The following is a 14,829-nucleotide window of genomic DNA, read 5'->3' on the forward strand; positions in this document are numbered from 1 at the left end:
AACAATTATGACTCCAGAATCGGTAATGGCACTTGGTGTTGAAGCAATGAAAGTCGCATTGGCGCTGGCTGCGCCATTGCTTTTATCGGCTTTGATATGTGGTTTAGTGATCAGTCTGTTGCAGGCAGCGACGCAGATAAACGAAATGACGCTGTCATTTATTCCTAAAATTCTGGCCGTTGTTGTCACAATTATCGTTGCCGGCCCGTGGATGCTCAATCTGTTGCTGGATTACATGCGCACACTTTTCAGCAGTATTCCTACGATTATTGGTTAATCATGATCCCGTTTGACAGTGAAACGCTTTCCCGCCTTGTCAGTGATTTTTTCTGGCCACTGGCGCGCCTTCTGGCTTTGTTCAGTATCGCCCCGATTTTTAGCGAAAAGCAGATGCCGATAAAAGTCCGCATCGGGCTGGCATTAGTGATCACTGCCCTGCTGGTTCCGACTATTCCATCACCCCAAATTCCGATTTTTTCCGTTGCCGGAATTTGGGTTCTGATCCAGCAAGTGCTGATTGGCGTGGCTCTGGGGTTAACTATCCAGATTGCCTTTGCGGTGGTGCGCCATGCCGGTGAAGTTCTGGGGCTACAGATGGGGCTATCTTTCGCCACATTTTTTGACCCGACCGGTGGCCCGAATATGCCAATCTTAGCGCGTATTCTGAATATGCTGATGATGCTACTGTTTTTGGCTTTTGACGGGCATTTATGGATATTATCCATTCTGGCTGATACCTTCTATTCCATCCCTATTCAGACTACCCAGTTAAATTCAAAAGGTTTTCTGTTACTGGCGCAGAGTGCCAGCCTGATATTTATCAATGGCATGATGCTGGCAATGCCGCTCATTACTTTGCTGTTAGTTCTGAACTTCTCGCTAGGTATGCTGAACCGCATGACGCCTCAACTTTCCGTGTTCGTTGTTGGCTTTCCCCTGACACTGACAGTTGGCATTTTCACCCTCTCCCTACTGTTCCCGATGCTGGTACCATTTACAGAACGGTTATTCAGTGAAATGTTCGATCGTCTGGCAGTGATTATTAATTATATGGTGCTGTAAGAAGCACCTTTTTTATATGCTGTTTGCTGACATTTAAGTAAATCCGAATAAATCCCCCTTATAGCAGATAGCAAGTATCAGGAAACTCTCTCCTCAGCAATTAAAAAACACAAATCAATAAGCATTATCTATTTGTTCTGTGTTTATTTTTCATTGAAATCATTATGCTAATTTTTCATTTTTAATAAGACTCTAAATATGAGAAAAGCAATGAATGATGATGCTGAGACCTTAATAAAAAAACCGTTTATTATATTAAGCAACGGATATTTTTTCGGAAATCATAATTTTCGATTAATCATAAACAAAAGGAGATTGTGAATGATCGAAAGAATCGCCGTAAAAAAATATGTTGGGTTAATTGGAATATGCATTGCAAGTTTTCTCGGATGTATCGATCTCACCGTTGTGAATACTATTCTTCCTGCAATTGGGCGTGAATTCAATACGCCATTAAGAGAAACACAGTGGATTACCTCAATATTCATGATCGCGCTTTCCGCTTTTATGGTTCCGGTTGGAACGTTAGCTGATAGTCGAGGACGTAGAAAGATACTGATTCTGGGATTAATTCTATTTGGAGCGGCTTCATTATTTGTTGGCCTCGCAACAAATATGACTACAATCACTCTCTTTAGATTCATTCAGGGGATAGGCTGTGCAATTCTCTATACTGTTTCTGGCGCTATTATTTCCTACTTATTTAATCAAAATGAGCAAGGAAAAGCGCTTGGTATTTTATTTGGTATTAATGGGCTTGGTCTGGCAATAGGGCCTATTATCGGTGGATTGTTTGCAGGTATTGTAGACTGGCGTTACGCTTTTTTGATAAATATCCCTTTTATCATTATCAGCATTATTCTATGCATCTGGTCCGTACCCGAATATAAAACAAGTCAGATAAAAAAACTGGATATTCCCGGTTGTATTTTCCTGATCATTTTTCTAATGAGTTTAGTCAGTTATTTCTCTTTGAATGGAAATTCACTACAACAATGGAGTTTATTATCTATTGCAGTAATATCTCTGATTATTTTTATACGACATGAATTAAAAACACCAAACCCTATCGTAGAATTTCACTTTTTCCGTAATAGGCATTTTATTTCAGGATTACTTGCAACATTTTTCCTCGCTTTCTTCTACTGCATCGTTCTGCTGACATTGCCTATGTTTTTCGCCGGGCCGCTGGGGAAAAATGATGTTGAAATCGGGTTGTTCCTGTTACCCGCGACAATCATGTTTGCCCTAACTTCCCTCTGGGTAGGTCATCGCAGTGAAAAATTCGGCCCGTCGCGCGTTATTTTAGCTGGCTTACTTTTGTTTGTCGTTGCCGCAATTTTGCTTGCATTTGCATCAACACAAATCAATGCTTGGTGGTTTATTGCCCCATTGATGTTATTTGGCATGGGATGGGGGTCAATCCTTGGGCCCTCGACACTCATTGCACTGAGTTCTTTACCTCGTGAACAAGCGGCAGTTGCTATGGGGACTTCATGGACTATTCATAATGTAGGAGGAGCCTGCGGTATCGCTTTTGCGGTATTTTTATTAACCCGTTTTGGCGCATTAGCTCAAGGCTATCAGGTTCTGATGTTGCTTTTAGCAGGGCTTGCTTTGATCTCAATCCTCATCTGCTATTTTCTGAACCGAAAATAATCTCTGTGGCTCGCTGGCATAAATTCATTTCAAAACAGCCCTCATGAATTTAGTAAAAATAACAATACGATAAATATAAGGCTCGCTTTGCCCGAGCCTCATTCCTCACAAAATCCACTCTTAAAATTAACTTTTCTTCAACAAAACATATCGACATCCGGTATTAATTTCAGTTAATTTAATTTCCTGAAGTTATAGTTTATTAAGTTTTTTATATGAATATCTCCCTTCAGCCCTATTACGTTCCTTGGCATCAAGGTTGGCCTAAGGGAATATACATTTATTTTTCAAATGGATAAGAATTAAAGCCGGACTCTTATCAAGGAGAAATGAGAATGTTACATGAGAACTCTTCACAAATTCCCTCAGCAGTTCGTGATAACCATCAACCTATTCCGCATACCTACCCACTTAGCTCTCCTCAGCAGGCCATCTGGTTTGATCAGGCTCTTCGACCTGACTCTTACGACTACAATATCAACATATATATCTGTGCCGAAGGAGAGTTGAATGAAGAAATATTTATCCGTGCCTTTGAACAGGTTGTTTATAGTAATGATTCTCTGAATCTACGATTTATCAGTACACACGGCTTACCCACGCAAAAGGTTGTTAGGCCCCAATCTGTAACTATGGATATCCTCGATTTTTCATCATATCCCGATGCAGACATTCGAGTGAAAGAACATATAAATGCTCAGTTTATGCGTCCATTTCAACTGGATGAGGTACTGTGGCGAAGCAGTTTAGTGCGAATAAACAATACCTGCCACTATTGGCAGTTTTGCGGCCATCATTTGATTATTGATGGTGCGGGTGTGTTTATACTTGCTGAAAAATTTCTCGATACCTATAACCGACTGATGCAAGGAGAGATACCGGATAAGGTTGCTTTCTCTTATCTGGATTTCGTTGGGGAGGAACTCAAGTACTTTTCTTCAGAAGACTATTCTCGCGACATGCAATTCTGGTTACAACGGTATGAAAAATTGCCTCCACAATTACTCAAACCCGTCCACGCCAGTTATCCGGCAGTTGATAAACCATCCTCCCCCGTTGCCACACAACCTGTTATCTGGTCACTGGATCAGGATCTTTTTAAACGCCTAGAAAAGGCGATTGGCGGGCGGAAACTGCCACTCCTGTATTTTATGTATGCTGTTTTTGCCTGTTATTTTGCACGGACAACCGATATCAATGAAATTGTTATAGGTGTTCCCCTACATAACCGCAGAAATCCACAACAAAGGAAAACTGTAGGGACGATTGCAGCAGTATTCCCGATTGGCATCACCATTGAGCCGGAAGATACGTTTCATGATCTCATGGATAAAGCCGCCGCTGAAATACAGCGTTGTCATAAACACCAACGCTTTCCGATTGTCGAACTTAACCGACAACGCCATTCCCGGCAAAAAGCGGAGAACACGAAGTTATTTCATATCACCTTATCTCTGGAGTCGATTGAAGTTAATTTCCAAGTAGAAGGAAAGGACACCAGACTCAAACTTTTTGACATGCAATCCGGGATACCTTATCCAATGGCTGTCAAAGTAAAGCAGTATACAGATATTTCCCGCTCTGATAATACACCTCCTCCTCTTTCCATTGAACTCTATGCTTTTCCTGATTATCTGAGCCACCAAGAATTAATAACACTCCGCTCCCGTCTTGCCGTTCTGCTTGATGCTGCTCTCACTACGCTGGAAACACCCTCCCTAACAAATACGAAAATAGTTAACCTGCCTATTCTGCCCGATATCGAGCGTCAGCAAGTATTAGTGGATTTCAACGCCACTCAGGCGAAATTTCAGCAGGATGCCCTGATTCATCAGTTGTTCGAAGCACAGGTACAACGTACTCCGAATGCCATTGCCGTGGTCTTTGAAAACCAGTCATTAACCTATGCGGAGCTGAACAAACGAGCCAATCGTCTGGCACACCACTTGATTGCGCTTGGTATCAGGCCTGATGATCGAGTCGCTATTTGTATTGATCGCAGTCTGGAAATGATGGTCGGGTTATTGGGTATCCTCAAGGCTGGTGGTGCCTTTGTGCCTCTCGATCCGGCTTATCCGAGCAACCGGCTGATATATATGTTCAATGATGCAGAGCCTGTCGCACTGGTGACTCAATCAGCAATAACAGAAAAATGGAATAAAAACCTGCCAACCATACTACTTGATAACCCGCCATATTCCGTTTTAGATGAAAGCTCAGCAGAAAACCCGAATATTCAGGCTCTGAGGCTCACCTCCCGCCATCTGGCTTATGTTATTTATACCTCCGGTTCAACAGGTCAGCCGAAAGGCGTCATGGTTGAACATCGCAGCCTGTGTAATTTGATTACGACTCAGCAGAATAAACTGAACATCACGCCAGAAAGCAGGGTTTTACAATTTTCCTCAAATAGTTTCGATTCCTGTATTTGGGAATTCTGCATGGCGTTACTAGCCGGAGCGCATCTTTACCTCGCCAGACGGGAAGACCTGCTGCCCGGAAAAATCCTGTCTCATTATTTAGAAACTCATGCCATTACTCTTGCATTGTTATGTCCCAGTGTACTGGCAACAGTGGATTCTCTTCCTGCAACGCTGCAAACTCTGCTCGTGGGAGGTGAAGCGTGTCCGCCTACGTTGGTTAAGCGCTGGGCGCAAGGACGACGGATGATCAATGCCTATGGCCCGACAGAAACGACCGTTTGTGCCACTTTTGGCCAGTGTGACAGTCAGGAAAGCAAAGCGCCTCCGATTGGCTATCCCATCGCCAATACTCAAATTTATATTCTTGATAAATACCACCAGCCCGTTCCTTCAGGTATCACAGGCGAGATTTATATCGCGGGTGCCTGTGTTGCCCGAGGCTATCTGAACCGTCCCGAACTGACTGCCGAGCGTTTCCTCGCCGATCCGTTTTCTGCTGATCACGGTGCACGTATGTATCAGACCGGCGATCTGGGCCGGTGGCTGCCTGACGGTAGAATTGAGTATCTCGGTCGCAATGATTTTCAAATTAAATTGCGCGGCCTGCGTATTGAGCTGGGTGAAATCGAGGCGAGGCTGCATCAGTGTGATGGCGTACACGAAGCCGTGGTACTGCCTTATGACAACCCTTCTTATGAAGAGCTTGCCGATCAAGACACACCGGATGAACATAATTCAGTATCAAAACATCTGGTCGCCTACCTGCTGCCTGAAGCCAATGCCAGACTGGAACCCATGGAGCTACGGCAACAACTCTCGCAGCACCTTGCCGAATATATGATACCCAGTGCCTTTGTAACACTTGATGCTTTTCCTCTGACAACCAGTGGAAAACTGGATAGACAAGCTCTGCCCAAACCCGATCATACTTCAATCGTCACACGCAGTTATCAGGCTCCCGTAGGAGAGCTTGAGACAGCGCTGAGCCAACTCTGGCAAAAATTGCTCGGCGTGAAATATATCAGCCGCTACGATCACTTTTTCGAACTGGGCGGACACTCACTATTAGCGGTGAGTCTGATAGAGCAACTAGGGAGTATGGGTTGGGTTACCGGCATCCAGACTGTATTTGCTAAACCAGTGTTGAGTGAGATGGCTGAAGCGATACTCTCAGTTCAGCAGTATGCCACTCAGGAAAATATGAAGCAGGAAAACATGCCTGTACCCGCTAATCTCATTCCTGACGGCTGTACTGCCCTTACCCCCGATATGCTGACGCTGGTTTCCCTGTCCCAGCATGAGATTGATGCCATCACCGCTGCCATTCCCGGAGGCGCTGCCAATATTCAGGATATTTATCCGCTCACGCCGCTACAGGAAGGGATTTTGTTCCATTATCTATTGCAGCAACAGGGCGATACTTACCTGCTGCGCAATTTGCTCGCCTTTGACAGCCGTGAACGACTGGACAGCTTTCTGTCAGCCTTACAACAGGTTATTAACCGTCACGATATTCTGCATACTTCTCTCTTCTGGCAGGGATTGAAACAACCCGTTCAGGTTGTCTGGCGTCAGGCTATCCTGAGCATTAAGACATTTTCGCCAGATCCCCATTTAACAAATAGTGAATCGGATATTCCTGAACAATTACTGGCGCACACTGATCCTCATCATTATCGCCTTAATATCAGTCAGGCACCGTTATTCTCTGCGGACATTGCTTATGACCCACGACGGGATGAATGGTTACTGGCTTTATGTATCCATCACTTAGCCTGTGATCATATCACTCTGGAAGGTATCATCAGTGAAATCAGTGCACTATTAGCAAATCATACTCAAAAACTATCTCCGTTATTACCTTACCGTCATTTTGTTGCCCAGACCCTGAATGTTCCGGCCTCAGCTCATGAAGACTATTTTCGTGAAGTCCTCTCTGACGTGGAAGAGCCAACGGTATCTTTCGGGATACTGGATGTTCATAGCGGGAATAAAGAAATAACAGAAGCCAGACAACCTATTGATGCTACATTAGCCAAAGCTATCCGTACACAGGCCAAACGTCAGGGAATAAGCCCCAGTATCCTGTTTCATACCGCGCTGGCGATGGTTCTGGCAAAAGTCAGCGGACGCGATGATGTGGTATTCGGTACGGTTTTATTAGGGCGCATGCAGGGCAGCACCGGTATCAATCAGGCGATGGGTTTACTTATCAATACCCTGCCTATCCGGATCAAACTGGCAGATAACAGCGTACAGGCGACGATTCAGGAAACCAGCCTCAGCCTGATAAGATTGCTGGAACACGAACAGGCCACGCTGACACAGGCTCAGAACTGTAGTGGTGTAGCGCCCTCTTTACCACTCTTCAACACCCTGCTTAACTATCGTCATAGTCAGTCGAACCTGACTTTTAATCAATGGGAAGGGATTCGTTTGCTGATGCAGGAAGAGAGAATTAACTATCCGTTTGGTCTGTTTGTGGATGACTGGGGCGATGGGTTCAGTCTGGTTGCTCAGACCGTATCAGATATAGAACCCACTCGTCTTATCAACTATATGACTACCGCCCTGACAGGATTAGTCAATGCGCTGGAAACCGCCCCCCACCAGCCAATTCTGAATATTTCGATTTTGCCAGCTAAAGAGCGTCAACAACTGCTGGTGGATTTCAATACAACACAGCCCTATCAAGAAACACAACCTTATCCGCATTTGGTATTTCCCCTTCATACAGCGACCGTTTCCCCGCAAAAATTTATTCATCAGTTAATTGAAAAACAGGCTCAACACATACCTGATGCGATTGCGGTGATCTTTGAAGAACAGTCATTGAGTTATGGTGAACTAAACCGTCAGGCCAATCGGATTGCTCATTATCTGATTACCCTCGGTATACGCCCTGACAATCGGGTAGCCATCTGCACTGAGCGCAGTCTGGAAATGATCGTAGGATTGCTCGCAATTCTGAAAGCCGGAGGGGCTTATGTGCCGCTCGATCCTCATCAGCCAACTGAGCGGCTGGCTTACATGCTTGAAGATTCCGCGCCTGTCGCCCTGCTCACTCAAACACCCTTTGTTAATCTCACTCGTCAATTGACCGATAGCATACCGATTGTCGATCTGAGTAATTGTGAATTCTTGCTGGCAGACAGGCCAGAGAGTAATCCAGACCCTGACACGCTGGGTTTAACCTCACACCATCTGGCTTATGTGATTTATACCTCTGGTTCAACCGGAGTGCCAAAAGGGGTGATGAATGAACATCGCGCTGTGATGAATAGCTTATTCTGGGCCCAAAAAACGTATCAGTTAACGCCGCAAGATCGGGTTTTACAGAAAACACCATTCAGTTTCGATGTTTCGGTCTGGGAATTATTTCCTCCCCTGATGTTTGGTGCCCGGCTGATTCTGGCTCGTCCAGAAGGCCATAAAGACCCACATTATTTATTGTCAGAGACAGAAAAACACAAAATTACGCTCATCCATTTTGTGCCGTCAATGCTACAACTCTTTCTCAGTGCGATCCCCGCCGGTCGTTGTCTTTCTTTGCGTCATATTTTATGCAGTGGCGAAGCATTTCCTTATGCCTTACAGCAGAAATGTCTGTCCTATTTTGCTCACTGCCAGTTACATAATTTATATGGCCCGACGGAAGCGGCAATTCATGTCACCGCCTGGCAATGTGTGGCGGATCAGTATGTCGGCCGCATTCCTATCGGAAAACCCATCGATAACATCCGTATTTATCTGCTCGATAATCAGAAAAATCCGGTTCCTGTTGGTGTTTCAGGTGAGCTGTATATCGGCGGGATCGCGGTTGCCCGTGGTTATCTGAATCGCCCTGAATTAACCAATCAGCATTTTATTTCTGATCCATTTTCTTCAGATCCTGATGCCCGTCTGTATAAAAGCGGCGATCTGGCTCGATGGTTACCTGATGGCAATATTGAATATCTCGGTCGTAACGATTTTCAGGTCAAGATACGGGGTTTTCGTATTGAACTGGGTGAAATAGAAGCGAAACTGGCGCAATGTCATGGCGTACGTGAAGCGGCTGTTATTGCCCGTGAAGACCATTCTCGTGAAAAAACCGATCATTGTGAAAAAACAGTGGACGATAAACAGTTAATTGCTTACCTGCTTGCAGAGCCTGATACGAATCTTGATCCCGCAGAACTGAGAGAACAACTCGCACAACACCTTGCTGACTATATGCTGCCGAGCGCCTTTGTGATCCTTGATGCCTTTCCATTAACCTCGAGTGGTAAGCTCAACCGTAAAGCACTGCCAATACCGGATAAGGCAGCACGGGTAACTCGTCATTATCAGGCACCTGTCGGAACAACCGAAACAGCACTGGCCGAAATTTGGCAGGAACTGCTAAAACTGGAGCAAATTGGTCGTTATGACAATTTCTTTGAGTTAGGCGGTCACTCCCTGCTCGCCATCCAGCTTGCCACTCGCATACGCCAGAAACTGGCACGGGAACTCCCCTTACAGGCGATTTTTTCTCATCCTGTTCTGGCTGATTTAGCTGTACTGATCGCCAATATGCCTGTGACAGTTCAAACGACTATTACCGCCACTGATCGCAGCCAACTCCTGCCGCTCTCTTTCTCACAACAACGCCTGTGGTTTCTTACCCGCCTCAATAGCGAAATCAGTCTGGCCTATCAAATCCCGACTGTCCTGCATTTGAGCGGGCATCTCGATCATGCTGCGTTGACAACAGCACTTAATCATCTCGTCAGCCGGCATGAAAGTTTACGAACCCGTTTTGTAGTGATGGATGAACAGCCTTATCAGCATATTGATAACGCGAATACCGGGTTTTCTCTGACTCATCACGATTTACGCAATTTAGATGAAACCGCCCGCATGAATCGTGTAAACGAACGGGTTAAAATCGAAAGACAAACACCGTTTGATTTCGCCAGTGAATCCATGATTCGGGGCCAGTTACTGCAACTGTCAGATAAAGAACACGTACTGATCCTGATCCAGCATCACATCATTACTGATGGCTGGTCACTGGGCATATTGCTCCGTGAACTTAGTGCGTTCTACTCTACTGCTCTGGGAGAAAATGAACCTTCCTTACCCCCGCTTTCTATCCAGTACGCTGACTATGCTGTCTGGCAACAAAAATGGCTACAGAGCGAGGATTTCGCTGTACAAAAAGAATTCTGGCAAAACCAGCTTCAGGGGGCACCGGCATTACTGTCTCTTCCTACTGATTACCCACGCCCGCCAGAACAAAATTACACAGGAGATCATATTCCTGTTCACTTGAGTGCTGATTTGCTCTCTGCACTCAAGGCGCTCGGACAACGTCAAAACACAACTCTGTTTATGACATTGCTCACTGCTTGGGGAATTGTACTTACCCGGCTAAGTGGGCAGAACGATATCGTTATCGGCACACCCGTTGCCAATCGTTCACACAGTGAACTCGAAGGATTAATTGGCTTTTTCGTCAACACCCTGCCTTTACGTATCGAAACTGAGCAATGCGACTCTGTAGCCGATTTACTCACTCATGTCCGTGAACGCTCGCTTGCGGCTTACGCTCATCAGGATCTACCTTTTGAACAATTGGTTGAAATTCTGCACCCTGAACGTAGCCTGAGCCATAACCCAATCTTTCAGGTTATGCTGGCGCTGAACAATACAACCGTACCCTCCCTCGAATTACCGGGATTGTCCGCTTCATTAATGGAACAACCCCACAGCACCGCCTATTTTGACCTGACACTGGCACTGACCGAAACTCAGGATGGGCTCAGCGGTTATCTGGAATACGCATCAAGTCTGTTTGACAGAGCAACGGTTCAACGCATCGTGGGTTATCTCACCAATGTGCTGACAGCCATGACATTAGACGAAACGCAGGCTATTAACTTCCTACCGATGTTATCGGTTGCTGAGCGTCAGCAGTTATTGATTGATTTCAACGATATTCCACCGGTTCAGAGTAATAATCCTGCCCAAAACCCTGTTACCGGTTTTTCACAGAATATGTTGATTCATCAACTGTTCGAAGAACAGGTACAACGCACACCTGATACGACGGCAGTGATCTTTGAAGAGCAGTCATTGAGTTATGACGAACTTAACCACCTTGCCAATCAACTGGCACACAGCCTGATTGCCTTTGGCGTTCGCCCTGACGATCGGGTAGCCATTCATGTTGAGCGGGGGCTGGATATGATTGTCGGCCTGCTTGGGATCTTAAAAGCGGGTGCCGGTTACGTTCCGCTTGATCCGGAATATCCCGTCGAACGGCTGACATACCAGCTCACTGACAGTAAGCCCGTCATATTACTGACCCAGAAACACCTACAAACTCGCTTACCGATACAAAATATCCCTATCTGGTTACTGGATGATGAAACTCATCGGGATAAGATGCAAAAACAACCTGCTCATAATCCTGACCGCCAGCAAACAGAAATTCAGCCACATCATCTGGCTTATATCATTTACACCTCAGGTTCAACCGGAAAGCCGAAAGGCGTTATGCTCGAACACCGCAATGTGGTCAGCCTGATGGGTGCTCACTGCCAAATGAGTGAACCCGGCCCGGGAGATCGTGTGCTTCAGTTTGTTACCTTCGCATTTGATATTTCCGTGTCAGATATTTTTCCTACTCTGGCCTCCGGCGCGACGCTGGTACTTAGGCCTTCTTATCTCAAAGTACCGGACAGCACTTTTGTCGACTTCATCCGTGCACAGAGAGTCACGATCATTAATGTACCGACTGCTTTCTGGCATCACTGGGGACAGGAGATAAAAGCCGGACGCAGCGGTTTCAGTTCCTGCATTCACACGCTGATTGTTGGAGGGGATAAAGTAGAACCCCGCTGTTTAATAGATTGGTTCTCATGCCCCGAAACAGCAGACTGCCGCTGGTTCAACGCATATGGCCCAACAGAAATCACCATTACTGCGACTGCGATAATGGTCAACCGGGAAATGATGATGGGCAGCAACAATCATATTTCCCCCATCATTCACAGTATCCCGATTGGGCGCCCGCTCTCCAATACCTGCATCTATATTCTGGATACGCTCGGTCAGCCGGTTCCTATCGGTGTCAGTGGCGAAATTTACATCGGTGGCATGGGTGTTGCGCGGGGTTATTTAAATCAACCGGAGCTGACTGCCGAAAAATTCATTGTTGATCCCTTTAGCAAACAGCCCGATGCCCGTATGTACAAAACCGGTGATCTGGCTCGCTGGCGTACTGACGGCAATATTGAATACCTCGGCCGTAATGACTTTCAGGTTAAGATCCGCGGCTTCCGTATTGAGTTAGGCGAGATTGAAACCAGACTGCTCCAGTGTCAGGGTGTACGTGAAGCTATCGTGCTGGCCCGCGAAGAAGTTTCTTACTCAAACACAGGGCATGATAAACGCCTTGTTGCCTACCTTATCGCTGAACCCGATGCAAAACCGGAACCGACGGAGTTACGTCAACAACTGGCACAATATCTTGCTGACTATATGCTACCCGGCGCATTTGTCATACTGGATGCGTTCCCACTGGCTCCTAATGGCAAACTCGACCGTCAGGCACTCCCTGCACCGGATCTGGCTGCTATCGTTACCCGTACTTATATAGAGCCGCAGGGTGATGCAGAAACAGTGCTGGCTGAGATCTGGCAGGCATTATTGGGGTTGGAAAAAGTCGGGCGTTATGACCATTTCTTTGAACTGGGCGGTCATTCACTGATGATTATCAACTTAGTCGAACGACTACGCAGCCGTGGCTGGCGTCTTAATATCCGCGAGGTTTTCATCACTCCGATTCTGGCTGAAATGGCAAAAATGATGCAAATCACAGAGGATAGCCCAACGATATCCGCCATCCCTCCTAACCTGATCCCTGATAACTGTGCCGCAATTACGCCTGACATGTTGCCGCTGGTTTCTCTGGCACAAGATGAGATTGATCGGATTGCTGCTGGCATTCCCGGTGGGGCTGCCAATATACAGGATATCTACCCTCTTTTGCCCTTACAGGAAGGTATGTTGTTCCATCATTTGATGCAAACGCAGGGAGATATTTATCTACTACATACCCTGTTTGCATTCGATTCCCGTCAACGTCTTGATGATTTTCTGAATGCTTTACAACAACTTATTAATCGCCATGATATCCTGCGCATAGCCATCTGCTGGGAAGGACTTACTCAGCCGGTACAGGTTGTCTGGCGTCAGGCATCTTTGCATATCAATACCTTTATACCGGATACAAATAGTAGCGAAGATATTCTGGCTCAGTTGCTAGCGCATACAGAGCCGTGTCAGCACCGCCTTAATATCAGTCAGGCACCGTTATTTTCCGCCGATATTGCCTATGATCCGAATCAGGACGAGTGGCTGCTGGCTTTCTGCTGTCACCACATACTTAATGACCATATGTCACTGGATCATATCATCGCTGAAATCGGGGAACTTCTTCACCAACGCATTGAACCACTACCTCCGGCACTGCCCTATCGCCACTTTATCGCCCAGTCTCTGCGCATGCCGATAGCAGATCACGATGCCTTCTTCCGTGAAATGCTCGCCGATGTGGATACACCTACCGCGCCTTTCGGGATACTGGATATCTACAGTGAAAACAGGCAGATAACAGAGGTCATTAAACCACTGAGTGCATCCCTGTCCAGAGCTGTCCGTAAACAGGCCAGCCGTCAGGGAGTCAGCCCCGGCGTCTTATTCCACGTTGCACTGGCACAAGTACTGGCAAAAATAAGCGGACGGGGTGATGTGGTCTTCGGTACTGTTTTACTGGGACGAATGCAGGGAAATGCCGGTATTGAACAAACGCTAGGACTGTTTATTAACACTCTGCCTGTACGTATCCGATTAGCAGAAAATAGTGTGCAGGAAACCGTGAAAGCAGCCTACCATAGCCTGACACAGTTACTTGAACACGAACAAGCCTCACTGGCACAAGCGCAGCGTTGTAGCAATATTGCACCGCCGCTGCCACTTTTTAACACGCTCCTGAATTATCGTCATAGCCAGCCAAACGTCACCAACACGTTATGGGACGGCATACTTCTGGTGACCGGCAAAGAAAGGACGAATTATCCTCTTTATCTGGCAGTAGATGATTTAAGTAAAGGCTTCCTGTTAAGTGCTCAGTCAGTTGCGGGAATTGATCCGGCTTATCTGATCACCTGTATGACCACAACGTTGTCCGATCTGGTACAAGCACTGGAAAATGAGCCACAAAAACCGATCATGGATATTTCTACTCTGCCGACTACTGAACACCGGAAATTACTGGAGGATTTTACTGCTGCTCAGACTGACCTGCCACCCGCTATGCAAATTTCAGCTCAATCTGCTGCTGTAGCTCTCGCCTATCAGGCACCGCTTGGTGATGTAGAAATGGCACTGGCAGAGATATGGCAGGAATTGTTGGAGCAGGAACAAGTAGGTCGTCATGATAACTTCTTTGCATTGGGAGGCCATTCATTAACAGCAGTGAAATTATTAGCCCGCATGCGTAAACAGAATATGGTAATCCCACTCGCACTGTTGTTTTCTCATCCGACAATATGTGAATTGGCTGAAGTTATAAATCAAAGTTATTCTGTTGGAGTGAATCACTCAGATAGTCATTGTTAAATAAAATAAAAATGAATTAGCTCCACTGTGAGTT

The 14,829-nt window shown here is 46.1% G+C and carries 4 protein-coding genes; all 4 read left to right on the forward strand.

Features of this window, described 5'->3' with window-relative positions; all coding sequences use genetic code 11:
* Window positions 1–7 precede the first annotated feature (7 nt).
* Window positions 8–277, forward strand: a complete 270-nt coding sequence (gene fliQ / locus AAC855_RS00185; protein WP_099109725.1) for a flagellar biosynthesis protein FliQ — start codon at window positions 8–10, stop codon at window positions 275–277.
* Window positions 278–279: 2 nt separating this feature from the next.
* Window positions 280–1,062, forward strand: coding sequence for a flagellar biosynthetic protein FliR (gene fliR, locus AAC855_RS00190; RefSeq protein WP_340607665.1), 783 nt, complete (start codon window positions 280–282; stop codon window positions 1,060–1,062).
* Window positions 1,063–1,383: 321 nt separating this feature from the next.
* Window positions 1,384–2,721, forward strand: a complete 1,338-nt coding sequence (locus AAC855_RS00195; protein WP_340607666.1) for an MFS transporter — start codon at window positions 1,384–1,386, stop codon at window positions 2,719–2,721.
* Between the two features lie 335 nt (window positions 2,722–3,056).
* On the forward strand, window positions 3,057–14,795 hold the full coding sequence (locus AAC855_RS00200) for an amino acid adenylation domain-containing protein (RefSeq protein WP_340607667.1): 11,739 nt from the start codon (window positions 3,057–3,059) through the stop codon (window positions 14,793–14,795).
* Window positions 14,796–14,829: the final 34 nt, after the last annotated feature.

It is taken from the genome of Xenorhabdus bharatensis, from assembly GCF_037996705.1.
GTDB lineage: Bacteria > Pseudomonadota > Gammaproteobacteria > Enterobacterales > Enterobacteriaceae > Xenorhabdus > Xenorhabdus bharatensis.

Bases quoted from the DNA above. Each gene is read 5' to 3' on its own strand.
- fliQ (WP_099109725.1), top strand. From the start codon at position 8: ATGACTCCAGAATCGGTAATGGCACTTGGTGTTGAAGCAATGAAAGTC.
- AAC855_RS00195 (WP_340607666.1), top strand. From the start codon at position 1,384: ATGATCGAAAGAATCGCCGTAAAAAAATATGTTGGGTTAATTGGAATA.
- AAC855_RS00200 (WP_340607667.1), top strand. From the start codon at position 3,057: ATGTTACATGAGAACTCTTCACAAATTCCCTCAGCAGTTCGTGATAAC.
- fliR (WP_340607665.1), top strand. From the start codon at position 280: ATGATCCCGTTTGACAGTGAAACGCTTTCCCGCCTTGTCAGTGATTTT.